Consider the following 26,376-nt stretch of genomic DNA (forward strand, 5'->3'; position numbering starts at 1 on the left):
ACACATGCAATGGGAAGTTGTGATCGGGCTGGAAATCCACACTCAGCTCGCCACCCAGTCGAAGATCTTCTCCGGCAGCGCCACCACCTTTGGCTCCGAGCCGAACACCCAGGCCAGCCTGGTTGACCTGGGGATGCCCGGCGTACTGCCGGTGCTGAACCAGGAAGCCGTGCGCATGGCGTGCATGTTCGGCCTGGCCATCGATGCCGAAATCGGCAAGCGCAACGTGTTCGCGCGCAAGAACTACTTTTACCCGGACCTGCCCAAGGGTTACCAGATCAGCCAGATGGACCTGCCGATCGTCGGCAAGGGCCACCTGGACATCGCCCTGGAAGACGGCACCATCAAGCGTATCGGGGTCACCCGCGCGCACCTTGAAGAAGACGCCGGCAAGAGCCTGCACGAAGACTTCAGCGGCTCCACCGGCATTGACCTGAACCGCGCCGGCACCCCGCTGCTGGAAATCGTCTCCGAGCCTGACATGCGCAGCGCCAAGGAAGCCGTGGCCTACGTCAAGGCTATCCATGCACTGGTGCGCTACCTGGGCATCTGCGACGGCAACATGGCCGAAGGCTCGCTGCGTTGCGACTGCAACGTGTCGATCCGCCCGAAAGGCCAGGCCGAATTCGGCACCCGCTGCGAGATCAAGAACGTCAACTCGTTCCGCTTCATCGAGCGCGCGATCAACAGCGAAATCCAGCGCCAGATCGACCTGATCGAAGACGGCGGCAAGGTGGTGCAGGAAACCCGCCTGTACGACCCGAACAAGGACGAAACCCGCTCCATGCGCAGCAAGGAGGAAGCCAACGACTACCGTTACTTCCCCGACCCGGACCTGCTGCCGGTGGTCATCGAGGACAGCTTCCTCGAAACCGTCCGCGCCGGCCTGCCGGAACTGCCACCGCAGAAGGTCGAGCGCTTCCAGAGCCAGTACGGCCTGTCGGCCTACGACGCCAACGTGCTGGCGTCCAGCCGCGAACAGGCTGACTACTTCGAAGAAGTGGTCAAGATCGGTGGCGATGCCAAGCTGGCCGCCAACTGGGTCATGGTCGAACTGGGCAGCCTGCTGAACAAGCTGGGGGTCGAAATCGACCAGGCGCCCGTCAGCGCCGCACAGCTGGGTGGCATGCTGTTGCGCATCCGCGACAACACCATCAGCGGCAAGATCGCCAAGACCGTGTTCGAGGCTATGGCTGCCGGTGAAGGCGATGCCGACAGCATCATCGAGAGCAAAGGCCTGAAGCAGGTCACCGACACCGGTGCGATCGACAAGATGCTCGACGAGATGCTGGCAGCCAATGCCGAGCAGGTCGAACAGTACCGCGCGGCCGATGAAGCCAAGCGTGGCAAGATGTTCGGCTTCTTTGTCGGTCAGGCAATGAAAGCCTCCAAAGGCAAGGCCAACCCAGGGCAGGTGAACCAATTGCTCAAGGCCAAGCTCGAAGGGTGAGCTGAAAAAAGCGGCGAGGGCCTTGCCCTCGATCGCCGGCAAGCCAGCTCCCACAGGTACAGCGCCGCTCCAAAGGCCTGCACTATTCCTGTGGGAGCTGGCTTGCCGGCGATGGGCCGCACAGCGGCCCCAATTGCAGCACCGGAGCACCTGACTTGCTAAAACGATCCCTCGGCACCCTTGCCCTCTTTTCCCTGCTGGCCGGCTGCGCCAGCCACGACATCGACCCACGCGGTTATGACAAAACCGGAACCGCCTCCTATTACGGTTCACGCCACCACGGCAAACGTACCGCCAGCGGCGAACCCTTCAACCAGCATGGCCTTACCGCCGCCCACCGCAGCCTGCCTTTCGGCACCCGCGTGCTGGTGACCAACATGGCCAACCAGCGCAGTGTGGTGGTACGCATCAACGACCGTGGCCCACATACCCGCGGCCGGCTGATCGACCTGTCACGCGCCGCCGCAGAAAAAATCGGCATGCTCCGTAGCGGAACAGCGCGCGTGCGAGTACAAGGGCTTAGCGACTGACGCGACAGGAGTCCGACCATTTTCGACCTGGCCACCCTTCCCACCTTCAGCCTCCTGCAACTGGGCATCGCCCTGGTGTTGCTGGTTGGCGGCGCCGAGTTGCTGGTGCGCGCCGCGCTGCGCCTTGCCCAGCGCCTTCACGTACGCCCGCTGATCATCGGCCTGAGCCTGGTGGCCTTCGGCAGTACCGCGCCACAACTTACCGTAAGCCTGCAGGCTGCCTACCAGGGCGCGCCGGACGTGGCGGTGGGCAGCGTAATCGGCAGCAATATCTTCAACGTGCTGGTCATTCTTGGCCTGGCCGCGCTGATCATTCCCCTGCGCGTGTCTCGCCAACTGGTGCGCCTGGACATTCCGCTGATGATCATCGCCAGCGGCCTGGTCTATGCGCTGTCTGCCAACGGCCACCTGGGCCGGGTTGAAGGGGGGCTGTTGCTGCTGGGTCTGGGCGGTTACCTGGCGATGCTCTGGCACCAGTCGCGCCACTATGCCCGCACCTACCCTGCCCCGGACAGCGCAAAAACCGGTGCCGGGCGCTTCTGGTCCGGCACGCTGCTGCAGGTGCTGGCCGGCCTTGGCTTGCTGAGCCTGGCGGGCCACCTGCTGCTGGAGGCCGCTGTGGAGGTTGCCACCGACCTGGGCCTGTCCGAGCGCATCATTGGCCTTACCGTTGTCGCCATCTGCACCTCCCTGCCTGAGCTGGCCGCCGCGCTGATTGCCGCCCTGCGCGGCGAACGGGAAATCGCAGTGGGTACGGTGATCGGCAGCAACCTGTTCAACCTGCTGGCTGTATTGGGCCTGACCGCACTCGTCACGCCCGAGCCGCTGTCGATCTCACCCAATGCGCTGTCTTTCGACCTGCCAGTGATGCTCGGCGTTGCGGCACTGAGCCTGCCGGTGTTTTATTCCGGCTATCGCGTCACCCGTGCCGAAGGCCTGGTATTCCTTTGCCTGTACCTGGCCTACGGCCTGCACGTAGCAGCCTTTACCATGGGGATGCCGCTGGCTGGTCGACTTGAACATTTGATGCTGTTCTATGTACTGCCGGTGCTCGCCATGGTGCTGCTGTTCACCACCGTGCGCGCCTGGCGTCGCCAACACTAAGGAAAACAACATGGCTGATAGCAACAAGACCGGCGAACAGATTCGCCGCCAGGTAATGGGCGATGCATTCGTCGACCGCGCACTGGGCAATGCCACCGACTTTACCCAGCCGCTACAGGACTTTGTCAATGAACATGCCTGGGGCAGCGTATGGGCCCGCGAGGGTCTACCACTGAAGACCCGCAGCCTGATTACCCTGGCCACGCTGACGGCACTCAAGTGCCCGCAAGAGCTCAAGGGGCATGTGCGCGGGGCCTTGAACAACGGCTGTACGGTGGAAGAGATTCGCGAGGCGTTGCTGCATTGCGCAGTGTATGCAGGAGTGCCGGCGGCGATTGATGCCTTCAGGGCGGCACAGGAAGTGATCGACAGCTATCAGTAGTTTGCCTGTACCGGCCTCTTCGCGGGCAAACCCGCCAAGAGGCCGGCACTGTCTTACCTGGCCTGGCGAGCCTTCTTCATCTTGAAGGCCACCCACAGCACCAGGATCCACCCCGGGATCAGCATCACCGAAATGCGGATCGGTGGAGTCAGGTACATCACCACCAGAATCAGCACGATGAACGCCAGGCACAGGTAGTTGGTCAACGGGTGCCCCCAGCTCTTGTAGAACGGGGTAATGCCGGCGGCCAGCTTGGCCTTGCGGAATTTCAGGTGGGTAATACTGATGCTCGCCCAGTTGATGACCAATGCCGACACTGCCAGGGCCATCAGCAAGCCAAAGGCCTCACCCGGCATCAGGTAGTTGATCACCACGCACAGGCCGGTCGCAAAGGCCGAAACACCCAATGCAGTCAGCGGCACGCCGCTGCGGCTCACTTTCAGCAATTGACGCGGCGCGTCACCCTGGCTGGCCAGGCCGAACAGCATGCGGCTGTTGGCATAGACACAGCTGTTGTACACCGACAGCGCGGCCGTCAGCACCACGATGTTGAGGATGGTCGCCACCAGGTCGCTGTCCAGCTCGTGGAAGATCATCACGAACGGGCTGCCGCCCTGCACCACCTTCTGCCACGGGTACAGCGACAGCAGTACCGCCAGGGCCCCGATGTAGAAGATCAGGATGCGGTAAACCACCTGGTTGGTGGCCTTGGGAATGCTCTGGCGAGGGTTGTCAGCCTCGGCAGCGGTGATGCCCACCAGCTCCAGGCCACCGAACGAGAACATGATCACCGCCAACGCCATCACCAGGCCAGTGACACCGTTAGGGAAGAAGCCGCCGTACTGCCACAGGTTGGCCACGCTGGCATCCGGGCCGCCATGGCCGCTGCTGAGCAGCCAGGCGCCAAAGCCGATCATGCTGACGATAGCCACCACCTTGACCAGGGCGAACCAGAACTCCATCTCGCCGTAGACCTTTACCTGGGTCAGGTTGATGAGGTTGATCACCACGAAGAAGATCGCTGCCGTGGCCCAGGTTGGGAACTCTGGCCACCAGTACTGCACGTAGATGCCCACCGCAGTCAGTTCGGCCATGCCGACCAGCACGTACACCACCCAGTAGTTCCAGCCCGACACGAAGCCGGCGAACTCGCTCCAGTACTGATGGGCGAAGTGGCTGAAGCTGCCGGCAACCGGCTCTTCCACCACCATTTCGCCCAACTGGCGCATGATCAGGAAAGCCATCAGGCCGGCGATGGCATAGCCCAGCAGGACGGAAGGGCCTGCCAGCTGGATGGTCTGGGCGATGCCCAGGAACAAACCGGTGCCGATGGCCCCGCCCAGCGCGATCAGCTGGATATGGCGATTCTTCAGCCCGCGCTGTAACCGCTCGGGCGTGCTCTGGTCTTGCATGAAGTGTCCTTTAGCTCAGTGAGGCTGTGTTTTTTGTGTTGTTTGCAGTCAAGGATCTAGATCCATCCGCCCCACTGCAAGATGAAAATGCCGATATTGGTGGTGATCGCCGCCATTAGCGTGGTAATCACGATGATCGACGCTGCCAGCTCATGGTTACCATTGGCCGCTCGCGCCATCACATAGCTGGCGGCTGCGGTCGGGCTGCCGATGTACAGGAACAGGATACCCAGCTCCGCCCCCCGGAAACCGCACAACCATGCACCGAGGGTACCGAGCAGTGGCAGCCAGACCATCTTCACCAGGCTGGCATCGATGGCCAGCCTGCCACTGTCGCGCAACGCCGCCAGCGACAGTGTGCCGCCAATGCAGATGAGCGCCAGCGGCAGGGTCATCTGCGCCAGGTAATCGCCCGAGGTCAGCAGCCAGTTGGGCAGCGGCACCTGGCCGTAAGCCATGGGCGTGGCTACCAATACGCTGATGATCAACGGGTTGCTGAAAATGCTCTTGCAGATGCTCCACGGGTCGGACTTGAGGTCCGGGCTGTACACCGCCAGTACCACTGCCGACAGCGAGTTGTACATGAGGATGACCAGGCCGGCGAGCACCGCCCCCAAGGAAATACCATAGTCGCCGTACAGGCTGGCAGCCAAGGCCAGGCCAATCACGCCGTTGTTGCCGCGAAACGCGCCCTGGGTATAGATGCCCCGCTCTGCCAGCGGGCTGCGCCAGATGGCCAGGCCCCAGGCGATGGCGAAGCCGACCAGGGTGGCGACGATGAAGTAGAGGATGACACCCGGTTTTACCGCAGAGGCCAGGTCGGCGTGGTAGATGCCGAGGAACAGCAGCGCCGGCATGCAGACGTTGAACACCAACTGCGAGGCGACCCGGTTGAAATTGTCATCGATCAGATGGATGCGTTTGAGCAGTACGCCCATGAACAGCATGGCGAAGACCGGTGCCGTGATGTTCAGCGTCTGGATAAGAAGGGCGAGCATGCGCAAGCGATCCTGGAGGGGGGTTGCCGTTAGGGGGCTAATGATACGCCAACGGCCGCTAGTTGCGGGGATCAGGATACGATAAAGAGACGTTTCAGACAGTACCGGCCCTATCGCCGGCAAGCCAGCTCCCACAGGTATTGCACAGATACCGAAACCTGCGGGGTCTCTGTGGGAGCTGGCTTGCCGGCGATGAGGCCGGTACAGGCGGAATGAATCAGCGCCGAACCGGCCGCTTCTGCAGTTTGCGCTGCAAGGTCCGCCGGTGCATGCCCAGCGCCCGTGCAGTGGCCGAGATGTTGCCCTCGTGCTCATTCAACACGCGCTGGATGTGCTCCCACTGCAGGCGGTCGACCGACATCGGGTTTTCCGGCACCAGGGTATCCAGGTCAGTGTGCTCCGACAGCAGCGCCGCCAGCACATCATCGGCATCGGCCGGCTTGCACAGGTAGTTGCACGCGCCCCGCTTCACCGCCTCCACCGCCGTGGCAATGCTCGAATACCCGGTCAGGATCACCACGCGCATTTCCGGGTCCAGCTCCAGCAGCTTGGGCAGCAGCACCAGGCCCGAGTCGCCGTCCATCTTCAGGTCCAGCGTGGCGTAGTCCGGCAGGTCCTGCTGGGCCAGGATCAAGCCCTCCTCGGCAGAACTGGCAGTGCTCACGCGGAAACCGCGGCGGCTCATGGCCCGGGCCATGACCCGGGTGAAGGTGGCATCGTCATCCACCAGCAGCAGGTGCGGCAGCTCTTCGCTTTCGACCTGGTTTTCTTCGCTCATCATTCATCTCCTCGCTTGCCATAGGGCAGGCGCAGTTCGGTCAGGGTGCCACCCTGTTCATGACTATAGAGTTTCACCGAACCGCCCGCACGGGTCACGCTGGCCTTGCTCAAGAACAGGCCAAGGCCGAAGCCTTTGCCTTTGGTGGTAATGAAGGGTTTGCCGATGGCTTCGGCAATGGCCGGCGGCACGCCCGGGCCGTGGTCGCGGATGCTGATGACGATGTCGTGGGCGTCCCAGTCCAGGCGCACTTCCAGGTCATCAGGGCAGGCATCGGCGGCATTGTTCAACAGATTCAGCAACGCCTGGGTCAGGTCCGGTGGCGGTGTCAGGCGCGGCACTTTGCCGTCGCGCAGGCGCTGGAAGCGGTAACTGGCTTCCGGGCGCATCAGGTGCCAGCGGTTCAGCGCCTCGTCCAGCCAGGCGGTCACGTCCTGCTCCACGATCGCCAGGCGGCGATTGGCTTCGGCGGCGCGCACCAGCTGCTGCAACGTCTCTTTGCACAGCTTTACCTGGTCTTGAAGGATCTGCAGGTCTTCCTGCAACAGTGGGTCAGTGTGGTCCTGGCGCATTTCGTTTATCAGCACGCTCATGGTCGCCAGCGGTGTGCCCAGCTCATGTGCGGCACCGGCGGCCTGGGTGGCTACGGCCAGCAACTGCTCGTCACGCAGGCTTTCTTCACGCCGCTCGGAACGCAGCTGCTCCTGGCGGCGCAGCTCTTCGGCCATGCGCGCAGCAAAGAAGGTGATCACCGCTGCGGCCAGGGCAATACTGAGCCACATGCCGTACACCTGCATCTTGTCCCGCGCCATCGGCAGGCCTTCGAGCGGGTAGAACTGCACCAGCAGCAGGCTGTAGGCCGTCAGGGCAATGCCCGAAAGAATCAGCGAATACAGCCACGGCAAGGTCACCGCAGCAATCGCCAGCGGTACCAGGTAATACGACACGAACGGGTTGGTCGAGCCACCGGAGTAATACAGCAAGGCACTGTGGATCAGCAGGTCGCAAGCCAGCTGCAGGGCATATTCCATTTCGGTGACCGGCAGCGACAGGCGCAGGCGCAGCGCCGTGAAGGCGCACAGCAGCGAGGACAAGGCCAAGGTGCCAGCCAGCGACAGCCAAGGTAAAGGCAGCAGTTCGGTCCAGTAGGCAACGCCCACGGAGCCTGCCTGGGCAGCCAGGACCAGGACCCGAATGACGGTCAGGCGCCAGAGGTTCTGGCGGGTAGCAGACAGCGGTTGTACGGCGGCGAGCATGAGCTCTCCTGATGAGTGCTCCAGAAAAATCGGCTGGAGTATACCGAAGCCGGGCGCCTCGCTGCAGCGATGCGGCAAAGCGCCACACTTTGTCACAGGTTCATGATGGCACTTTTGAACCCACTACACTGTTGCCGGTCAGATGGGCCATGCGTGGAATGGATGACCAGACCCCACGCCTTTTATTGCCAAGGAGTACCACATGCAAATCCCTCGTCGCGGCACCGCCCTTGTCCTGTCTTGCGGCCTGCTCGCCAGCCTGCCGGTGCTGGCTGCCGATGAACCGCGTTACAACCAGGTATCGCTGCGTGCCGAAGTCAGCAAGGAAGTGGCGCGTGACCTGATGGTCGTGACCCTCTACAGCGAAGCGCAGAACACCGACCCGGGCAAGCTCGCCAAGCAGATCACCGAAACCATGAACAAGGCCGTGCAGCAGTCGCGCCAGGTCAAGGACGTGAAGATCAGCCAGGGTAGCCGCAACAGCTACCCGGTCTATGACAGCAAGGGCCAGAAGATCACCGGCTGGCGCGAGCGCGCCGAGCTGCGCCTGGAAAGCGCCAACTTCCCGGCCCTGTCCCAGCTTACCGCCGACCTGCTGCAAGAACTGAAAATGGGCGGCATGGACTTCTCCATTGCCCCGGCCACACGCAAGGCCAGCGAGGATGCACTGCTCAAGGACGCAGTCGATGCCTTCAAGGCGCGTGCGCAACTGGCCACCGAGGCGCTGGGCGGCAAGGGCTACAAAGTGGTCAGCCTGAACCTCAACAGCAGCGGCTACCCGCGCCCGTACCTGCGTAGCGCACCGATGGCCATGAAGGCCATGGGGGCTGACGAGGCGGCGCCAGCGCCGGATATCGAGGCGGGTACCAGTGAAGTGAGCATGAATGCCGATGGCTTGATCGAAGTGCAGATGCCTTAACAGATCCACGCAACACCTGTGGGAGCGGGCGTGCCCGCGAAAAAGACACCGCGGTGCATGGCACGGGCTTCGCCCATGTTCGCGGGCTTGCCCGCTCCCACAGGGACCGCATCAACCAAAATAAGCGCTTTCAGACCTTTCCTACGCACTACAACGGTGCTTCCTACATTTAATCCCGCCTCGAAACATCCTGCAAAATGCCATCATTTTGCCTGCGCAAACGTTTAACTTCGTCGAAAGTTACAACGATGCGACATCCATGTACGGTCGTACCACTTTTCTGGCGCCAACTATCCTTCTACCTGTTGCATTGGGAACATCCCCTGCATAAGTATCCGCAGGTCGGCTCACGAGGCCACCTCATCCGAAAAATGACAACAATGAGGCCACCATGCTCAAACACGCAGTCATTCCGTTCCTGCTGGGCGCAGGCTTGCTCACCGGCGCACCGTCGGCGCTTGCCGCGTCCAACCTGGTGTTCTGCTCCGAAGGCAGCCCGGCCGGTTTCGACCCGGGGCAGTACACCACCGGGACCGACTTCGACGCCTCGGCCGAGACCATGTTCAACCGCCTGACCCAGTTCGAACGTGGCGGTACAGCAGTCATCCCGGGCCTGGCGACCAAGTGGGAAGTGTCCGACGATGGCAAGACCTACACCTTCCACCTGCGTGAAGGCGTCAAGTTCCACACCACCGACTACTTCAAACCCTCCCGCCCCTTCAACGCCGACGACGTGCTGTTCACCTTCAACCGCATGCTCGACAAGGACCACCCGTTCCGCAAGGCCTACCCCACCGAGTTCCCGTACTTCACCGACATGGGCATGGACAAGAACATCGCCAAGGTGGAGAAACTCGACGAGCACACGGTGAAATTCACCCTCAACGAAGTCGACGCCGCGTTCATCCAGAATCTGGCCATGAGCTTCGCCTCGATCCAGTCCGCCGAATACGCCGACCAGTTGCTGAATAACGGCAAGGCGGCCGACATCAACCAGAAGCCGATCGGTACCGGCCCGTTCGTGTTCAGCAAGTATCAGAAAGACGCGCAGATCCGCTTCAAGGGCAACAAGGACTACTGGCAACCCGATGACGTGAAGATCGACAACCTGATCTTCGCCATCACCACCGATGCCTCGGTGCGCATGCAGAAGCTGAAGAAGAACGAGTGCCAGGTCACCCTGTTCCCCCGCCCGGCCGATATCGAGCCGCTAAAGGCCGACAAGAACCTGCAAATGCCACAGCAGGCCGGCTTCAACCTCGGCTACATCGCCTACAACGTGATGGACAAGATCAAGGGCAGTAATGAGGCCAACCCGATGGCCCAGCTGAAAGTGCGCCAGGCGCTGGACATGGCGGTGGACAAGAAGAAGATCATCGAGTCGGTCTATCAGGGCGCCGGCCAGTTGGCCGTCAACGCCATGCCACCGACCCAGTGGTCGTATGACGACAGCATCAAGGATGCGCCATACGACCCCGAGAAAGCCAAGCAGTTGCTCAAGGAAGCCGGCATCAAGGAAGGCACCGAAATCACCCTTTGGGCCATGCCCGTGCAACGCCCGTACAACCCCAATGCCAAGCTGATGGCCGAAATGCTCCAGTCCGACTGGGCCAAGATCGGCATCAAGGCAAAAATCGTCAGCTACGAATGGGGCGAGTACATCAAACGCTCCAAAGGCGGCGAACAGGGCGCCATGCTGATTGGCTGGAGCGGCGACAACGGCGACCCGGACAACTGGCTGGGCACGCTCTACGGCTGCGATGCGGTCGATGGCAACAACTTCTCCAAATGGTGCTACAAGCCCTACGACGACCTGATCAAGCAGGCCAAGGCCACCTCCGACCAGGCCAAGCGCACCGAGCTGTACCAGAAGGCACAGCACATCCTCAAGGAGCAGGTGCCGATCACCCCGATCGCCCACTCCACCGTGTACCAGCCCATGAGCGCGAAGGTGAAGGACTTCAAGATCAGCCCGTTTGCGCTGAACTCCTTCTACGGCGTCAGCGTGGACAAATAGGGTAACTGCGGCACCCGCGCAATAGCGGGTGCCTTCCCCCATCACCTCTTCATGTCGTCCTGCGGCTACCCGCCGCGGGTTGGGTGAACTGTTGCCGCCATTCATACCCGAGGCGGTGCAAACAGACGAAAAAAGGATTCGCCATGCGCCACGCTACCTGCCTGTCAGCCCTGTTGGCACTGGGCCTGATCAGCCAATCCCCTGCCTCGCTGGCCAACAGCCTGGTGTTCTGCTCCGAAGGCAGCCCTGCCGGTTTCGACACGGCCCAGTACACCAGCGCCACCGACAACGACGCCGCCGAACCGATCTACAACCGCCTGGTGGAGTTCGAGCGCGGCGGCACCGCCGTACACCCTGCCCTGGCAACGCGCTGGGAGGTATCGGACGATGGCCTGCACTACACCTTCCACCTGCGCGAAGGGGTGAAGTTCCACAGCAACAAGGCCTTTACCCCGAGCCGTGACTTCAACGCCGACGACGTGCTGTTCACGTTCAATCGCATGCTCGACAAGGGCCATCCGTTCCGCAAGGCCTACCCCGCCGAATTTCCCTATTTCATCAGCATGGGCCTGGACAAGAACATCGCCCACGTCGAGAAAATCGACCCGATGACCGTGGCATTCACCCTGAACACGGTCGATGCCGCGTTCATCCAGAACCTGGCCATGAGTTTCGCCTCCATCCTCTCTGCCGAATACGCCGACCAGCTGATGGCCAGCGGTCGCCCCAGCGACATCAACCAGCAGCCCATCGGCACCGGGCCGTTCGTGTTCCAGCGTTACCAGAAGGATTCGCAGATCCGCTACAAGGGCAACAAGGATTACTGGGCACCGAATGAAGTGAAGATCGACAACCTGGTGTTCTCGATCAACATCGACCCCTCTGTGCGTATCCAGAAGCTGCGCCGCAACGAATGCCAGGTCACCCTGCACCCACGCCCGGCCGACCTGCCGGCACTCAAGGTCGACAGCAAGCTGCAGGTTTTGCAGCAGCCGGGCTTCAACCTCGGCTACATCGCCTACAACACCCAGCACCCGCCATTCGACCGCCTGGAAGTACGCCAGGCGATGGACATGGCGGTGAACAAAGCAGCCATCATCCAGGCGGTGTATCAGGACTCCGGCCAACGGGCGGTCAACGCCATGCCGCCCACCCAGTGGTCCTATGACGAAAGCCTCAAGGACGCACCCTACGACCCGGAAAAGGCCAAACAGCTGCTCCAGCAGGCCGGGGTCAAGCCTGGCACCGAAGTCACTTTGTGGGCCATGCCCGTACAGCGCCCGTACAACCCCAACGCCAAGCTGATGGCTGAAATGCTCCAGGCCGACTGGAACAAGCTCGGTTTCAAGGTGCGCATCGTCAGCTACGAGTGGGGTGAATACCTCAAGCGCATGAAAAGCGGCGAGCACGACATCGCCCTGATCGGCTGGACCGGTGACAACGGTGACCCGGACAACTGGCTGGGCACCCTCTACAGCTGCGATGCCATCGGCAGCAACAACTACTCGCTGTGGTGCGACCCGCAATACGACAGCCTGGTCAAGCAAGCCAAGCAGGTTACCGACCGCACCCAGCGCACCGCCCTGTACCAGCAGGCCCAGCAGCGGCTGAAGCAACAGGTGCCGATTACCCCGGTTGCGCATTCCACGGTTAACCAACCGCTCAGCGTCAAGGTTTCCCAGTTCAAGGTCAGCCCGTTTGGGCGCAATGATTTTTCCGGTGTGAGTGTTGATTAAGCGTTAGCCAGTCCCGGCCAACACAACACCCCCGATTTAGCCCGGCGATCCCGCGGCAACCCTGGCAACACCGCAACAACCATCCGGCCCACAAGGCCGGCAATAACTAGAAAAGAATGGGAGCTTCAACCTTGAGAGTATTCACCTTGACCGCACTGGCTTTATCCATCAGTGCCTTATCCACCGTGGCCCAGGCCGACCCGCAAAGCCAGGAATACATTCCCCTCACCCTCAAAGCCAGCAGCGAGCAGGCACAAGCCAGCGGCTTCATTGACGGCCAGAGCCTGTCCGGTACCACCCGCAACTGGTACGCCCGCGAGCGTGCCGCCCGCGCCCCGCTGTGGCGCTACTACAAAAGCGATGGCACCCGCCACGCCACCCACAGCCGCGAAAACTGGCTGCAGGGCAACATCCTCAACTACAGCTCCGGCTTCACCCAAGGCACCGCGGGCATTGCCGTCGAGGCCGCCGGCTACAACGCCATCGCCCTGCAACAGAGCCGCCAGGCCGTCGCTGGCCCCAACAACCGCACGCTCACCCACAGCGATGGCGACCCCATCGGCCAGTGGAGCAAACTGGGCCTGGGCAATATCAAGGCGCGCGTGTCCAACACCACCCTTACCCTCGGCCGTCAGTCGGTGGACACGCCGATGATCGCCTACATCGGCAACCGCGCCCTGCCGTCGAGTTTCCAGGGTGCGTTCCTGCACAGCGCCGAGTTCGACAACCTCAGCTTCGACGCGGGCACCTTCGACCGCGTTTCGCCACGTACCGAGCAAAGCCTCAGCAAATTCCGCAGCGAATACAGCGCCACCGGCGTGGAAACCGACCGCGCCAGTACCGCCGGCATCAACTACCAGCCGTTCAAGAGCCTGAGCACCAGCCTGTACGCCACCAAGGTCGACGACTTCTGGAACCAGTACTACTTCGGCGCCAATCACATGCTGGGCGACAGCGCGGTACTCAGCCTGAGCACCGGCCTGAACTACTACAAGACCGTAGACGCCGGCAGCCAGAAAATGGGCAAGATCGACAACGACGTCTACAGCCTGTCGCTCGACCTGACCCACCAGGCCCACACCCTCGGTGCCTCCTGGCAGCAGGTCAACGGCAACGAGTACTTCGACTACCTGCACGAGACCAACGGCATCTACCTGGCCAACTCGCTGCTGTCGGACTTCAACGGCCCCAACGAAAAATCGCTGAAGATCTCCTACGTACTGAACATGGCGCCCTACGGCGTGCCGGGCCTGAAGTTCAACCTGTACAACGCCCGTGGCTGGGGTATCGACGGCACCCATTACCGTGGCACGGCCTACGACGTGAATGGCCTGGACGGCGAAAACCACTACGAGTGGGGCATCGGCACCAGCTATGCGGTGCAAAGCGGGCCGCTGAAAGACACCAGCATCCGCGCCACCTATACCGCGCACCGCGCCAGCAAGGCACAAGGTGACGGCAGCCTCGACGAGTTCCGGGTGGTGACCACCATTCCGTTCAACATTCTCTGACCGCTGGCGCCACGGCCCGTTTCGCTGCGGGCCGTGGCAGCTACGCTGGAATCAATGCAAGCCGGGAGTCCGTGACCCATGCAGAGCGCTTTCATCAAATCGATACCGTTACGCCTTGCCCTGGCCGCGCTGGTGCTGAGCAGCGCCACGCAGCTGGCGGCCAAACCGCTGGTGGTGTGTACCGAGGCCAGCCCGGAAGGGTTCGACGTTGTGCAGTACACCACCGGCGTCACGTTCGATGCCACCGCCGAGACGCTGTTCAACCGCCTGGTCGACTTCAAGCCAGGTACCACCGACATCGAGCCGGCCCTGGCCGAACGCTGGGACATTTCCCCAGACGGCCTGACCTACACCTTCCCTTTGCGTCAGGGCGTCAAATTCCACAGCACCGACTACTTCACCCCCACGCGCACGTTCAACGCCGACGATGTGCTATGGAGCCTGCGCCGTCAGCTCGACCCTGCGCACCCTTGGCATGACAAAACCAGTGTCGGTTACCCGTATTTCGAAAGCATGGCCTTCAAGCGCCTGCTCAAGTCGGTGGACAAGACCGACGACCACACCGTGGTGATCACCCTAACCCGGGCCGAAGCACCGTTCCTGCGCGACATGGCCATGGGCTTCACGTCGATCTATTCCGCCGAATACGGCGACCAGTTGCTCAAGGCCGGTAAAACCGCCGAGCTGAACAGCAAGCCGATCGGCACCGGCCCGTTCATCTTCCAGCGCTACAACAAGGACGCCCAGGTCCGCTTCAAGCCCAACCCGGACTACTTCCGCGGCAAGCCGCCGGCCGATGCCCTGATTTTCGCCATCGCCACCGACAGCAACGTTCGCTTGCAGAAGTTGCGCGCCAATGAATGCCAGGTCGCGCTATACCCCAAGCCGGAAGATGTACCTTCGATCAAGGCCGACCCCAAGCTCAAACTGGCCGAGACCGAAGCGCTGGTCACCGGCTACATCGCCATGAATACCGAGCACAAATACCTCAGCGATGTGCGCGTGCGTAAAGCCATCAATATGGCCTTCGACCGCCAGGCCCACGTTGACCAGCTTTTTGGCAAAGGCAATGCGCTGGTCGGCGTGAACCCTTACCCACCAACCATCATCGGTTACAACACCAGCAACAAGAACCCGCCACGAGACCTCGACAAGGCGCGCACCCTGCTCAAGGAAGCTGGCGTACCGGAGGGTACCGTCATCACATTGTTCACCCGCAACGGTGGCGGCATGACCAACCCTAATCCGCGCTTGTCCGCCGAGATGCTGCAAGCCGACCTGAAGCAGATCGGCCTGAAGCTGAACATTCGGGTGATGGAGTGGGCCGAAATGCTACGCCGTGCGAAAAATGGCGAAGCCGATCTGGTGTCCGTCGGCTGGGCCGGCGACAACGGCGACCCCGATAACTTCCTCACCCCGCTGCTGAGCTGCGAAGCAGCGAAGAACGGCGAAAACTACGCCCGCTGGTGCAACCCGAAATTCCAGGAGTTGATCACCCGCGCCCGCGAAGTGATCAATGACGAGGAACGTGCAAGGCTCTATAGCGAGGCATTGAAGGTGTACGATGACGACCAACCCTGGATCAGCATGGCCCACCCCAAGGTGTTCGTGGCCATGCGTGACAACGTGGAGGGCTACGTGATCAGCCCTCTGACCAAAAATAACTTCGCCACCACCAAGGTGAAGTAGAACAACAACGACCGCCGGCAACCCACACGGGAACCGGCGGCACTGCCGTGGCGTGCTGCTGGCCGCACGGTCTGAAGAGGTAACCCCGACAATGTTGAGCTTTATTGCCCGGCGCCTGGGCCTGTTGATACCGACCTTTTTCGGCATCACCTTGCTGACCTTCGCGCTCATACGCCTGATCCCCGGCGACCCGGTGGAAGTGATGATGGGCGAGCGCAGGGTCGACCCTGAAATGCATGCCCAGGCCATGGAACGCCTGGGCCTGAACAAGCCACTGCCGGTCCAGTACCTGGACTACGTAGGCAAGCTCGCCCAAGGCGACCTGGGTGAATCGCTGCGTACCCGCGAAAGCGTGTGGAGCGAGTTTCTCACCTTGTTCCCGGCCACCCTGGAACTGGCCTTCGCCGCCCTGCTGTTCGCCGGCATCGTCGGCCTGCTGGCCGGGGTGATCGCCGCGCTCAAGCGCGGTTCGCTGTTCGACCATGGGGTGATGGGTATTTCCCTGGCCGGCTACTCGATGCCGATCTTCTGGTGGGGCCTGATCCTGATCATGTTCTTCTCGGTGAGCCTGGGCTGGACCCCGGTGTCCGGGCGCATCGACCTGCTCTACGACATCGAGCCAAAAACCGGCTTCATGCTCATCGACACCCTGCTCAGCGACGAAGAAGGCGCGTTCAAGGACGCGGTGATGCACCTGATATTGCCGGCCATCGTGCTCGGCACCATCCCGCTGGCGGTCATCGCCCGCATGACCCGCTCGTCGATGCTCGAAGTATTGCGCGAAGACTACATCCGCACCGCCCGCGCCAAAGGCCTGTCGCCAGCGCGCGTGGTGTTCGTGCATGGCCTGCGCAATGCCTTGATCCCGGTGCTGACCGTGTTCGGCCTGCAGGTCGGCACATTGCTGGCCGGTGCGGTGCTGACCGAAACCATCTTTTCCTGGCCGGGCATCGGCAAATGGCTGATCGAAGCCATCGGCGCCCGTGACTACCCCGTGGTCCAGAACGGCATCCTGTTGATCGCCTGCCTGGTGATCCTGGTCAACTTCGTCGTGGACATTCTCTACGGCCTGGCCAACCCACGCATCCGTCATCAGCGCTGAGGCCCTTGCCATGACTAGCCCGATTCCCAAACCCGTGTCGCCGGCCAGCCCGGTGGACCAGAGCCTGCTCTACCCCTCGCCGTACAAAGAATTCTGGCAAGCCTTCGCGCGCAACAAAGGCGCTGTGATGGGCCTGGCCTTCATGAGCCTGGTGGTGTTCTGTGCGCTGTTTGCACCGTGGGTCGCCCCGCATGACCCCAGCGAGCAGTACCGCGACTTCCTGCTGACACCGCCCGTGTGGCTGGAGGGCGGCACCTGGCAGTTCATCCTCGGCACCGACGAGCTGGGCCGCGACCTGCTTTCGCGCTTGATCCAGGGCGCGCGGCTGTCGCTGCTGATCGGCCTGTCGTCAGTGGTGATGTCGCTGATCCCGGGCATCCTGCTGGGCCTGCTGGCCGGCTTTTTCCCGCAAATGCTCGGCCCGTCGATCATGCGCCTGATGGACGTGATGCTGGCCCTGCCCTCGCTGCTGCTGGCGGTGGCCATCGTTGCCATCCTCGGCCCGGGCCTGATCAACACCGTCATTGCCATTGCCATCGTTTCCCTGCCCTCCTACGTGCGCCTGACCCGCGCCGCCGTGATGGGCGAGCTGAACCGCGACTACGTGACCGCAGCACGCCTGGCCGGTGCCGGGCTACCACGGCTGATGTTCGTCACCGTACTGCCCAACTGCATGGCACCGCTGATCGTGCAGGCAACCCTCAGCTTTTCCTCGGCGATCCTCGACGCGGCCGCCCTGGGTTTCCTCGGCCTGGGCGTGCAACCGCCGACCCCGGAATGGGGCACCATGCTGGCTTCGGCCCGTGACTACATCGAGCGCGCCTGGTGGGTGGTGAGCCTGCCTGGCCTGACCATTCTGCTCAGTGTGCTGGCAATCAACCTGATGGGCGACGGCCTGCGCGATGCGCTGGACCCGAAACTCAAGAACGCCGCCTGAGGAGAACGCCATGTCACTGTTGCAGATCAACAACCTGAACGTGCGCTTCGGCGACGCCACGGCGGTACCGGTGGTCGACGGCCTGGACCTGACGGTAGAAGCCGGCGAAATCCTGGCCATCGTCGGCGAATCCGGCTCGGGCAAATCGGTCACCATGATGGCCTTGATGGGCCTGATCGACGCCCCCGGACGCATCACCGCCGACGCCCTCACCTTCGATGGCACCAACATGCTCAAGCTCAGCGGCCGCCAGCGACGCAAGGTGGTGGGCAAGGACATCGCCATGGTCTTCCAGGACCCGATGACCGCACTCAACCCCAGCTACACCGTGGGCTACCAGATCGAGGAAGTGCTGCGCCAACACCTGGGTTTGAAGGGCAAGGCCGCGCGCCAGCGTGCCCTGGAGCTGCTGAAAAAAGTCGAGATCCCGGCTGCGGAAAGCCGCCTGGATGCCTACCCGCACCAGCTGTCCGGCGGTATGAGCCAACGTGTGGCGATTGCCATGGCCATTGCCGGCGAGCCCAAACTGCTGATCGCCGACGAACCGACCACCGCACTGGACGTAACCATCCAGGCGCAGATCATGGAACTGCTGGTCAACCTGCAGAAGGAGCGCAACATGGCGCTCATTCTGATCACCCACGACCTCGCCGTGGTCGCCGAAACAGCCAGGCGCGTGTGCGTGATGTACGCCGGCCAGGCGGTGGAAGTAGGCCAGGTACCGGAGCTGTTCGACGTTCCCGCCCACCCTTACAGCGAAGCCTTGCTGGCGGCCATCCCCGAGCACAGCATCGGCGCCGAACGCCTGGCCACCCTGCCCGGCATCGTCCCCGGCCGTTACGACCGTCCTGCCGGCTGCCTGTTGTCGCCGCGTTGCCCCTATGTGCAGGACAACTGCCGCCACCAACGCCCGCCCCTTGATCCCCAGGTTCACAGCCTGGTGCGCTGCTTCTACCCGCTGAACCAGGAGGTGGCGTAATGACCGTCGTTCTATCCGCCCGGGAGCTGACCCGGCATTACGAAGTCTCCCGCGGGCTGTTCAAAGGCCATGCGTTGGTCCGTGCGCTGAATGGTGTGTCGTTCGAGCTGGAAGCCGGCAAGACCCTGGCCGTGGTTGGCGAGTCCGGCTGTGGCAAATCGACCCTGGCCCGCGCACTCACCCTGATCGAAGAGCCGTCTTCCGGGTCGCTGCAAATCGCCGGCACCGAGGTGAAAGGCGCCAGCAAGGCTGAGCGCAAGCAACTGCGCCGCGACGTGCAGATGGTGTTCCAGAGCCCCTACGCTTCGCTCAACCCACGGCAGAAGATTGGCGACCAGCTGGCCGAGCCCCTGCTGATCAACACGTCACTGAGCAAGGCCGAACGGCGCGACAAAGTGCAGAAGATGATGGAGCAGGTGGGCCTGCGCCCCGAGCACTACCAACGCTACCCGCACATGTTCTCGGGTGGCCAGCGCCAGCGTATCGCCCTTGCCCGGGCGATGATGCTGCAGCCAAAAGTGCTGGTAGCGGACGAGCCGACTTCGGCACTGGACGTGTCGATCCAGGCGCAGGTACTGAACCTGTTCATGGACTTGCAGAAGGAATTCAACACTGCCTACGTGTTCATCTCGCACAACCTGGCGGTGGTGCGGCATGTGGCCGATCAGGTGCTGGTGATGTATCTGGGGCGGCCGGTAGAGATGGGGCCTAAAGAGGATATCTACGAGAAGCCGTTGCATCCCTATACCCAGGCGTTGCTGTCGGCAACTCCCGCTATTCACCCGGACCCGCTGAAGCCGAAGATCCGCATTGCCGGCGAGTTACCCAACCCGCTGAACCCGCCTGACGGGTGCGCGTTTCACAAGCGTTGCCCGCATGCGACCGAGCGGTGTGCCAAGGAAGTGCCCGCTTTGCGGCTGGTGAGCACCCGGCAGGTGGCTTGCCACTATGCCGAGCAGTTTCTCTAGCTAGATCGGTGTCGCCTTCATCGCCGGCAAGCCAGCTCCCACAGGTATTCCACAGCCCTCAAGGCCTGTGCCAGACCTGTGGGAGCTGGCTTGCCGGCGATGGGCCGCAAAGCGGCCCCAGGTTCTCAATGCATGAAGAACCAGATCAGGATAATCACTGGAATCGGCACCCCAATCATCCACAGCAGTATCGAGCGCATGGCCTTTCTCCTTGTTCGTTGTTAATTAAAACCAGTGCAGCGCCCATGCCAGCTGTATCAAAAAATTACTTTTAAATAATTCAAAGGCTTAGCCTCAGAACCGCTTGATCAAACCGTGCAAAATGCCAGATCCACACCCTTGCACCTGGGTGTTCTGCAATGCACTATCAGTTTCATGACCGCCACCACCCTCCCCGACGGCCCCGAGCAAACCCCGCTCACCGCCGACACCGTGCTGCGCTACCACTTGTGCTGGAAGCACCGCGACCTCGACGGCGTCATCGCGCTTTACCACCCCGACGTCCAGTACCACGACTTCTTCCAGAACCGCGTGCTCGGCTACCGCGAACTGCGTGACTACGTGAGCGCCTGCCTGCCCCATGAAGCCGGCGAAGAGATCGTCCACAGCGACCGCATCCGCGTCGATGGCTGCACCGCATTCATCCAGTACCAGGTCACGGTCCAGGGTGGCGATGGGCTGGTGGCGTTCCAGTCCAGCGAAGCGATCACCGTCAAGGATGGCCTGATCTGGCGGGTCAACGAATACGCCACGCTGGTTCGCCAGAACAGCAGCGGGCACGCCAGTACCGGCCCGCGCCCTGCCACCAGCCGCCTGGGGTTGTCACCACGGCAACTGTCGACCATGGCCCAGGACCTGGAACACTACTTCCAGCGCCAGCGCCCCTACCTGGACCCGGAGCTGGACCTGCAGCAGGTCGCCGACGCCAGTGGTTACAGCCGCAACCAGATTTCCTACCTGCTCAACCAGGTGCTTGGGCAAAGCTTCTACCGCTACGTCAACCAGGCGCGCTTGCAACACCTGATGGCCAGCCTGGACGACGACAGCGTCGAGGCAACGATTGACGAGTTGGCGTTCAGCGCCGGCTTCAACTCACTGTCAGCGTTCTACAAGTGCTTCCGGGAACACACCGGCCTCACGCCCAAGGCATACCTGAAGCAAATTTCCCTGCGTGCACGCACGTAAGACAGCCGCCCGCACACCCCACTAGGATCGCCCACAGACCTTGACGGATGTGGAGCCCGACCCGATGCAACCCCTGCGCACGCTCAGCCTGTGGATGGACCAGCTCGACGAGCCACTGTGCGCTCGCCCGGCCCTGCGTGAAGACCTGGTTGCGGACGTGTGCATCATCGGTGCCGGCTACACCGGCCTGTGGACTGCCTACTACCTAAAGCGCCAGGCCCCGCAGCTGAACATCGCGGTGATCGACGCCAACATCGCCGGTTTCGGTGCCTCCGGGCGCAACGGCGGCTGGCTGATGGGCAACCTGCTGGGCGAAGACCGCCTGCTGGCCACCCTGTCACCACAACAGCGCCGCGCCAGCATCGATCTGCTGCACGGCATTCCCGATGAAGTACAGCGTGTGCTGCAACGCGAAGGCATCGACTGCGACTACCGCAAGGGCGGCGTGCTGTACTGCGCCGCACGCTACCCGGAGCAGGAACGCAGCCTGCGCGCTTACCTGGACGATCTGTATCGCCAAGGCATGACCGAAGACGACTACCGCTGGCTGCGCCCCGAGCAACTGGACGCCCAACTGCGGGTCAGCAATGCCTTTGGTGCCATCTACAGCCCGCACACCGCGACCATCCAGCCGGCCAGACTCGTGCGCGGTTTGGCTCGGACAGTGGAGGCGATGGGCGTGCCGATCTATGAAAACACGCCGGCCATCGATTGGCAGCCCGGCGAGGTGCGCACGCCGCTGGCACGGATTCGCTGCCAGTGGGTAGTGCCCGCCGTGGAGGGTTACGCTGCCAGCCTGCCGCCACTGGGCAGACATCAGTTGCCCGTACAGAGCCTGCTGGTGGCTACCGAACCGCTGCCGGACTCGACCTGGGAGCAGATCGGCCTGAGCCAAGGCCAGGCCTTCAGCGAAAGCAGCCGCCAGGTCACCTATGGCCAGCGCACCGCCGACAACCGCCTGGTATTCGGTGCCCGCGGAGGCTATCGCTTCGGCGGCCGACTGCGCGAAAACTTCAACCTCGACGCGCATGAAATCGAACTGCGCCGTTACCTGTTCAGCGAGCTTTTCCCGCAACTGAAACACGTACGCATCACCCACTCCTGGGGGGGCAACCTGGGCATGGCCCGACGCTTCCGCCCGCATATGCTGTGCGACCGCCAGCGTGGCATTGCCCTGGCTGGCGGCTACGGCGGCGAAGGTGTCGGCGCCACCAACCTGGGCGGGCGCACGCTTGCAGCATTGATCCTCAACCAGCACAACGAACTGACCGCGCAGCCCTGGGTGCTCGACAACCGCCCGGTTTCCAGCCTGGCCAGCTGGCCACCCGAACCCTGCCGCTGGCTGGGCTACAACGCCATCATCCAAAGCTTCGTCCACGAGGACCGGACCCTCGCCAACCCCGCCAGCGCGCCCTGGAGGCGGCGCCTGGCCAGCTCGCTTGCGGACTTCATGGAAGGCTTCATGCACTGACTTTCCTTTCCCCTACACAGGATCCACCGGTCATGAGCATCACCCAGTTCAAGAACACCGACAGCGCCGTGCTCGACAGCAGCAACCCGGTCGCGGTACCGCTTGGCGAACCCGTAGCCGTGACGTCGGTCACCTGCGTGGAGCGCAGCGACGGCGTGGAAACCGGCATCTGGGAATGCACCCCCGGGCGCTGGCGCCGGCAGATCGTGCAGCAGGAGTTCTGCCATTTCATCAAGGGCCGCTGCACCTTCACCCCCGACGGTGGCGAACCCCTGGTCATAGAAGCCGGAGACGCATTGATGCTACCGGCCAACAGCACCGGCACCTGGGACATCCAGGAGACCGTGCGCAAGACCTACGTCCTTATCTTCTGATCCGCTGATCGCCTGCCTTCGATAACAACAGACAAAGCAAGGTAACCCCGACATGCGCACGCTCCTTCTTGCACCCCTGATGCTGGCCGCCAGCGTGGCCGGCGCCGCCGAAACAGTGAAGATCTACAACTGGTCCAGCTATGTCGCCCCCGACACGCTGAAGAACTTCCAGCAAGCCAGCGGCATCGTGCCCACCTATGACGTGTACGACAGCAACGAAACCCTCGACGGCAAGCTGATGACCGGCAACTCCGGCTACGACGTAGTGTTCCCCTCCAACCACTTCATGGCCCGGCAAATCCAGGGCAAGGCCCTGAAGCGCCTGGACAAGTCGCAGTTGCCCAACTGGCAAAACCTCAACCCGGTGCTGCTCAAGGCACTGGAGGTGAACGATCCGGGCAACCAGTACGGCTTCCCGTACCTGTGGGGCAGTACCGGCATCGGCTACAACATCGACAAGGTCAAGGCGGTGCTCGGCGACAATGCGCCGGTTGATTCGTGGGACCTCATCTTCAAGCCCGAGTACATGAGCAAGCTGAAAAGCTGCGGCGTTGCCGTGCTGGACAACGGCCCTGAACTGCTGCCGATTGCCTTGCACTACCTCGGCTTGCCGCACCACAGCCAGAACCCGGCGGACTACGACAAGGCCAAGGCATTGCTGATGCAGGTACGCCCGTACATCAGCTACTTCCACTCATCGAAGTACACCGGCGACCTGGCCAACGGCGACATTTGCGTGGTGGTGGGCTTCTCGGGGGATGTGTTGCAAGCGAAGAACCGTGCCGAAGAAGCGAAGAACGGGGTGAAGGTGGGCTACTCGATCCCCAAGGAAGGCGCGCCCATGTGGTTCGACATGGTGGCCATGCCGGCGGATGCTCCGGATGAAAAAGCCGGGTATGCCTACATGAACTACCTGCTGCAGCCGGACGTGATGGCCAACATCAGCAACCATGTGCAGTACGCCAACGGCAACCTGAAGGCGGACGGGCTGGTGGACCCGGCGATGAAGGGTAATACGATGATTTACCCGAGCGAGGATGTGATGGGCAAGCTGTATGCGCTGGAAGCGATGCCGGCGAAGATCGACCGCATTCGCACGCGGATCTGGACCAGTATCAAAGCCGGGAATTGAAAAGGGGCCGCTTGGCGGCCCCATTCTCAGTTATCAGTGATGTTCGCGAGTAGCGCGGAACTTGATGTCCGGCCAGCGCTCTTCCATCAGCGACAGGTTGACCCGGGTCGGGGCCAGGTAGGTCAGGTGACCACCACCGTCGATGGCCAGGTTTTCCATGGCCTTGGTCTGGAATTCCTCAAGCTTCTTCTTGTCGTCGCAGCTGATCCAGCGGGCCGACCACACGGTGATCGGCTCGTAGGCGCACTCGACCTTGTACTCTTCCTTCAGGCGGCTGGCGACCACGTCGAACTGCAGCACACCGACCGCACCCAGGATGATGTCGTTGCTGCGCTCCGGGAAGAACACCTGGGTGGCACCTTCTTCAGCCAGCTGCTGCAAGCCTTGGCGCAGCTGCTTGGACTTCAATGGGTCCTTGAGGCGCACGCGACGGAACAGCTCCGGGGCGAAGTGCGGGATACCGGTGAAGCCCAGCGCTTCGCCTTCGGTGAAGGTGTCACCGATCTGGATGGTGCCGTGGTTGTGCAGGCCGATGATGTCACCGGCAAAGGCCTCTTCCAGCTGTTCACGCTCGGAGGAGAAGAAGGTCAGCGCATCGCCGATACGCAGGTCCTTGTTCAGGCGCACGTGGCGCATCTTCATGCCCTTCTCGTACTTGCCCGAGCAGATGCGCATGAAGGCGATACGGTCGCGGTGTTTCGGGTCCATGTTCGCCTGGATCTTGAACACGAAGCCGGTGAACTTCTCTTCCACAGGCTCGACGGTACGCTCGTGGGCAACGCGGCCCAGCGGGCGCGGCGCCCAGTCGACCACGGCGTCGAGCACGTGATCCACACCGAAGTTGCCCAGTGCCGTACCGAAGAACACCGGGGTCAGCTGACCGTTGATGAACTCTTCCTGGTTGAACTCATGGCAGGCACCCTGCACCAGCTCCAGCTGCTCGACAAACGAATCGTACTGGTCACCCAGGTGTGCGCGGGCTTCGTCCGAGTCCAGCTTCTGGATGATCTTGGCTTCGGTGCGCTCATGGCCGTGGCCAGGGGTGTACACCACGATGTAGTCGCCGGTGAGGTGGTACACGCCTTTGAAGTCGCGGTAGCAACCAATCGGCCAGGTGATCGGCGCGGCCTTGATCTTCAGTACGGCTTCGATCTCGTCCAGCAGTTCGATCGGGTCACGGATGTCACGGTCGAGTTTGTTGATGAAGCTGACGATCGGCGTGTCGCGCAGGCGGCACACGTCCATCAGGGCGATGGTACGCGGCTCAACCCCTTTACCGCCGTCGAGCACCATCAGCGCCGAGTCCACTGCGGTCAGGGTGCGGTAGGTGTCTTCCGAGAAGTCTTCGTGGCCGGGGGTGTCGAGCAGGTTGATCATGTGCTCGCGGTACGGGAACTGCATCACCGAGGTGGTGATGGAGATGCCGCGCTGCTTCTCCATTTCCATCCAGTCGGAGGTGGCGTGGCGGTCGGACTTGCGCGACTTCACGGTACCGGCGACGGCAATGGCCTTGCCCATCAGCAGCAGCTTCTCGGTGATGGTGGTTTTACCGGCGTCGGGGTGGGAAATGATTGCGAAAGTGCGGCGCTTCGCGACTTCGGCGGCCTGGTTGGTCATGGGAAATCGCCTGACTGGGGATCAAAAAGGGCCGAGATTATACCCGAAACCGATAACCAAAGCACCGGCATGTCATCCGTTCAAGCGACATGCCAGTTGCGCTTCAATGGTCATCCAGCAGTTCTTCACCGATGTCGGTAATGCGGATTTCCAGGTCAAGCGGCTCGCCTTGGCCTGCACAAGCATGGGCAAACCAGTGATCAAGCAGGTCTTCGCGGCCGGCAGCGCAGAGCTCGATGTTGGTGGTGCGGGTCCAGATGCGCACCGCTACGCAATCACCGGCCTGCAGGCTCTGGTCCATGCTGACATGCCCTTGCTCGCCCGGCACCATAACCTTCCACAGCCTGTCATCAGCGACTTTTTCGTCATACAGGCAACCGTAGCCCTTGCCGCTGCGGTCCAGATAACGTTTTTTCGAATTGAAGTCGCGGCCCGTGCGCCGGCTCCAGGACTGTATGTCGTAATACCGACGCCCCCTTGCCTGGTCCACCATGCAACGAAACCAGAACCGGTGCGGCTCAGGGGCCACCAGCGATGTCACCACCAGCCAGTCATCGGCCACACGTGCCGCCAAGCCGTCTTTTTCTGCCAGTTTTGCGCAATCCAGGTAGCCCTCGAAGCCAGGCGTGGTACACGCGACATGGGCAACGAAGGACCGGTCATAGTCATGAACGAGCATTGGATACTCCCTTCAGTAGATGGTCTGCGAGCAGGTTGAAAAATCCTGTCGCTGACCGCTATTCAAGGGCCGTCGCGTAGGGCAAGGCACCTGGAAAATGCCAACGCATGGGAAATTGGCGCTGGCCAAATGCCGCTTCAGATGGGAACC

23 protein-coding genes are annotated in these 26,376 nt (G+C 62.2%); 17 read left to right on the forward strand and 6 right to left on the reverse strand.

The annotated features are described in order from the left end of the window. Positions 1-4: 4 nt before the first annotated feature. The 4 genes from gatB to A0O30_RS14280 all read left to right on the forward strand — a co-directional run bounded on the left by gatB (position 5) and on the right by A0O30_RS14280 (position 3,466). A complete protein-coding gene (gene gatB / locus A0O30_RS14265) occupies positions 5-1,450 on the forward strand; it encodes an Asp-tRNA(Asn)/Glu-tRNA(Gln) amidotransferase subunit GatB (protein WP_016713158.1) in 1,446 nt (481 codons plus the stop codon). Positions 1,451-1,605: 155 nt separating this feature from the next. Beyond that, positions 1,606-1,980 (forward strand): septal ring lytic transglycosylase RlpA family protein, encoded by a 375-nt coding sequence (locus tag A0O30_RS14270; RefSeq protein WP_105946942.1) that lies wholly within the window; start codon positions 1,606-1,608, stop codon positions 1,978-1,980. A 60-nt stretch (positions 1,981-2,040) separates the two neighbouring features. Then, on the forward strand, positions 2,041-3,084 hold the full coding sequence (locus A0O30_RS14275) for a calcium/sodium antiporter (RefSeq protein ID WP_105946943.1): 1,044 nt from the start codon (positions 2,041-2,043) through the stop codon (positions 3,082-3,084). Between the two features lie 10 nt (positions 3,085-3,094). Continuing rightward, positions 3,095-3,466 carry a carboxymuconolactone decarboxylase family protein gene (locus A0O30_RS14280; protein ID WP_016713161.1) on the forward strand — a complete coding sequence of 124 codons (372 nt, stop codon included), beginning with the start codon at positions 3,095-3,097 and terminating at the stop codon, positions 3,464-3,466. 53 nt (positions 3,467-3,519) lie between these two features. On the opposite strand, the gene A0O30_RS14285 is transcribed toward A0O30_RS14280, so the two are convergent. The 4 genes from A0O30_RS14285 to A0O30_RS14300 form a co-directional block, all read right to left on the reverse strand. Then, positions 3,520-4,878: an amino acid permease gene (locus A0O30_RS14285; protein ID WP_019098687.1), complete on the reverse strand. Its 1,359-nt coding sequence runs from the start codon at positions 4,876-4,878 to the stop codon at positions 3,520-3,522. A gap of 56 nt (positions 4,879-4,934) precedes the next feature. Next, positions 4,935-5,876, reverse strand: a complete 942-nt coding sequence (locus tag A0O30_RS14290) for an AEC family transporter (protein ID WP_025753795.1) — start codon at positions 5,874-5,876, stop codon at positions 4,935-4,937. A gap of 217 nt (positions 5,877-6,093) precedes the next feature. Further along, positions 6,094-6,654, reverse strand: coding sequence for a response regulator transcription factor (locus A0O30_RS14295; RefSeq protein ID WP_003255244.1), 561 nt, complete (start codon positions 6,652-6,654; stop codon positions 6,094-6,096). Further along, positions 6,654-7,910: an ATP-binding protein gene (locus A0O30_RS14300; protein WP_105946944.1), complete on the reverse strand. Its 1,257-nt coding sequence runs from the start codon at positions 7,908-7,910 to the stop codon at positions 6,654-6,656. Before A0O30_RS14300 ends, A0O30_RS14295 begins: the two co-directional genes overlap by 1 nt. 202 nt (positions 7,911-8,112) lie before the next feature. Between A0O30_RS14300 and A0O30_RS14305 the strand changes: the two genes are divergently transcribed. From A0O30_RS14305 to A0O30_RS14375, 13 genes are all read left to right on the forward strand, one after another. Then, positions 8,113-8,829: an SIMPL domain-containing protein gene (locus A0O30_RS14305; protein ID WP_105946945.1), complete on the forward strand. Its 717-nt coding sequence runs from the start codon at positions 8,113-8,115 to the stop codon at positions 8,827-8,829. A 391-nt stretch (positions 8,830-9,220) separates the two neighbouring features. After that, the gene (locus A0O30_RS14315; RefSeq protein ID WP_105946946.1) at positions 9,221-10,846 is read left to right on the forward strand and encodes an ABC transporter substrate-binding protein; all 1,626 of its coding nucleotides are present in this window, start codon (positions 9,221-9,223) and stop codon (positions 10,844-10,846) included. 143 nt (positions 10,847-10,989) lie between these two features. After that, complete coding sequence (locus tag A0O30_RS14320; RefSeq protein WP_105946947.1) at positions 10,990-12,582, forward strand: ABC transporter substrate-binding protein; 1,593 nt, start codon at positions 10,990-10,992, stop codon at positions 12,580-12,582. A gap of 131 nt (positions 12,583-12,713) precedes the next feature. After that, entirely contained in the window at positions 12,714-14,093 is a 1,380-nt protein-coding gene (locus A0O30_RS14325; RefSeq protein WP_105946948.1) for an OprD family porin, read from the forward strand. Positions 14,094-14,171: 78 nt separating this feature from the next. Continuing rightward, positions 14,172-15,782: an ABC transporter substrate-binding protein gene (locus tag A0O30_RS14330; protein WP_105946949.1), complete on the forward strand. Its 1,611-nt coding sequence runs from the start codon at positions 14,172-14,174 to the stop codon at positions 15,780-15,782. A gap of 91 nt (positions 15,783-15,873) precedes the next feature. Beyond that, entirely contained in the window at positions 15,874-16,884 is a 1,011-nt protein-coding gene (locus tag A0O30_RS14335; RefSeq protein ID WP_012316108.1) for an ABC transporter permease subunit, read from the forward strand. Between the two features lie 10 nt (positions 16,885-16,894). After that, entirely contained in the window at positions 16,895-17,821 is a 927-nt protein-coding gene (locus tag A0O30_RS14340) for an ABC transporter permease subunit (RefSeq protein WP_105946950.1), read from the forward strand. A gap of 10 nt (positions 17,822-17,831) precedes the next feature. Continuing rightward, positions 17,832-18,800, forward strand: coding sequence for an ABC transporter ATP-binding protein (locus A0O30_RS14345; protein ID WP_105946951.1), 969 nt, complete (start codon positions 17,832-17,834; stop codon positions 18,798-18,800). Beyond that, entirely contained in the window at positions 18,800-19,768 is a 969-nt protein-coding gene (locus A0O30_RS14350; RefSeq protein WP_105946952.1) for a peptide ABC transporter ATP-binding protein, read from the forward strand. Before A0O30_RS14345 ends, A0O30_RS14350 begins: the two co-directional genes overlap by 1 nt. Before the next feature lie 375 nt (positions 19,769-20,143). Continuing rightward, entirely contained in the window at positions 20,144-20,953 is an 810-nt protein-coding gene (locus A0O30_RS14360; RefSeq protein WP_105946954.1) for a nuclear transport factor 2 family protein, read from the forward strand. A 64-nt stretch (positions 20,954-21,017) separates the two neighbouring features. Further along, entirely contained in the window at positions 21,018-22,424 is a 1,407-nt protein-coding gene (locus A0O30_RS14365; protein ID WP_105946955.1) for an FAD-binding oxidoreductase, read from the forward strand. A 32-nt stretch (positions 22,425-22,456) separates the two neighbouring features. After that, positions 22,457-22,798 (forward strand): cupin domain-containing protein, encoded by a 342-nt coding sequence (locus tag A0O30_RS14370; protein WP_016501370.1) that lies wholly within the window; start codon positions 22,457-22,459, stop codon positions 22,796-22,798. Between the two features lie 52 nt (positions 22,799-22,850). After that, positions 22,851-23,930: a polyamine ABC transporter substrate-binding protein gene (locus tag A0O30_RS14375; protein WP_016713178.1), complete on the forward strand. Its 1,080-nt coding sequence runs from the start codon at positions 22,851-22,853 to the stop codon at positions 23,928-23,930. Positions 23,931-23,963: 33 nt separating this feature from the next. Here A0O30_RS14375 and A0O30_RS14380 read toward each other — a convergent pair whose 3' ends face one another. Then, complete coding sequence (locus A0O30_RS14380; protein WP_016713179.1) at positions 23,964-25,547, reverse strand: peptide chain release factor 3; 1,584 nt, start codon at positions 25,545-25,547, stop codon at positions 23,964-23,966. A 103-nt stretch (positions 25,548-25,650) separates the two neighbouring features. Further along, positions 25,651-26,226 carry a hypothetical protein gene (locus tag A0O30_RS14385; protein WP_105946956.1) on the reverse strand — a complete coding sequence of 192 codons (576 nt, stop codon included), beginning with the start codon at positions 26,224-26,226 and terminating at the stop codon, positions 25,651-25,653. Positions 26,227-26,376 lie beyond the last annotated feature (150 nt).

Source organism: Pseudomonas sp. LLC-1, assembly GCF_002992185.1.
Lineage (GTDB): Bacteria > Pseudomonadota > Gammaproteobacteria > Pseudomonadales > Pseudomonadaceae > Aquipseudomonas > Aquipseudomonas monteilii.

Excerpts from the sequence above, each read along its gene's own strand:
- gatB (WP_016713158.1), top strand. The coding sequence starts at position 5 with ATGCAATGGGAAGTTGTGATCGGGCTGGAAATCCACACTCAGCTCGCC.
- A0O30_RS14280 (WP_016713161.1), top strand. The coding sequence starts at position 3,095 with ATGGCTGATAGCAACAAGACCGGCGAACAGATTCGCCGCCAGGTAATG.
- A0O30_RS14285 (WP_019098687.1), bottom strand. The coding sequence starts at position 4,878 with ATGCAAGACCAGAGCACGCCCGAGCGGTTACAGCGCGGGCTGAAGAAT.
- A0O30_RS14290 (WP_025753795.1), bottom strand. The coding sequence starts at position 5,876 with ATGCTCGCCCTTCTTATCCAGACGCTGAACATCACGGCACCGGTCTTC.
- A0O30_RS14295 (WP_003255244.1), bottom strand. The coding sequence starts at position 6,654 with ATGAGCGAAGAAAACCAGGTCGAAAGCGAAGAGCTGCCGCACCTGCTG.
- A0O30_RS14300 (WP_105946944.1), bottom strand. The coding sequence starts at position 7,910 with ATGCTCGCCGCCGTACAACCGCTGTCTGCTACCCGCCAGAACCTCTGG.
- A0O30_RS14305 (WP_105946945.1), top strand. The coding sequence starts at position 8,113 with ATGCAAATCCCTCGTCGCGGCACCGCCCTTGTCCTGTCTTGCGGCCTG.
- A0O30_RS14315 (WP_105946946.1), top strand. The coding sequence starts at position 9,221 with ATGCTCAAACACGCAGTCATTCCGTTCCTGCTGGGCGCAGGCTTGCTC.
- A0O30_RS14320 (WP_105946947.1), top strand. The coding sequence starts at position 10,990 with ATGCGCCACGCTACCTGCCTGTCAGCCCTGTTGGCACTGGGCCTGATC.
- A0O30_RS14330 (WP_105946949.1), top strand. The coding sequence starts at position 14,172 with ATGCAGAGCGCTTTCATCAAATCGATACCGTTACGCCTTGCCCTGGCC.
- A0O30_RS14335 (WP_012316108.1), top strand. The coding sequence starts at position 15,874 with ATGTTGAGCTTTATTGCCCGGCGCCTGGGCCTGTTGATACCGACCTTT.
- A0O30_RS14340 (WP_105946950.1), top strand. The coding sequence starts at position 16,895 with ATGACTAGCCCGATTCCCAAACCCGTGTCGCCGGCCAGCCCGGTGGAC.
- A0O30_RS14345 (WP_105946951.1), top strand. The coding sequence starts at position 17,832 with ATGTCACTGTTGCAGATCAACAACCTGAACGTGCGCTTCGGCGACGCC.
- A0O30_RS14350 (WP_105946952.1), top strand. The coding sequence starts at position 18,800 with ATGACCGTCGTTCTATCCGCCCGGGAGCTGACCCGGCATTACGAAGTC.
- A0O30_RS14360 (WP_105946954.1), top strand. The coding sequence starts at position 20,144 with ATGACCGCCACCACCCTCCCCGACGGCCCCGAGCAAACCCCGCTCACC.
- A0O30_RS14365 (WP_105946955.1), top strand. The coding sequence starts at position 21,018 with ATGCAACCCCTGCGCACGCTCAGCCTGTGGATGGACCAGCTCGACGAG.
- A0O30_RS14370 (WP_016501370.1), top strand. The coding sequence starts at position 22,457 with ATGAGCATCACCCAGTTCAAGAACACCGACAGCGCCGTGCTCGACAGC.
- A0O30_RS14375 (WP_016713178.1), top strand. The coding sequence starts at position 22,851 with ATGCGCACGCTCCTTCTTGCACCCCTGATGCTGGCCGCCAGCGTGGCC.
- A0O30_RS14380 (WP_016713179.1), bottom strand. The coding sequence starts at position 25,547 with ATGACCAACCAGGCCGCCGAAGTCGCGAAGCGCCGCACTTTCGCAATC.
- A0O30_RS14385 (WP_105946956.1), bottom strand. The coding sequence starts at position 26,226 with ATGCTCGTTCATGACTATGACCGGTCCTTCGTTGCCCATGTCGCGTGT.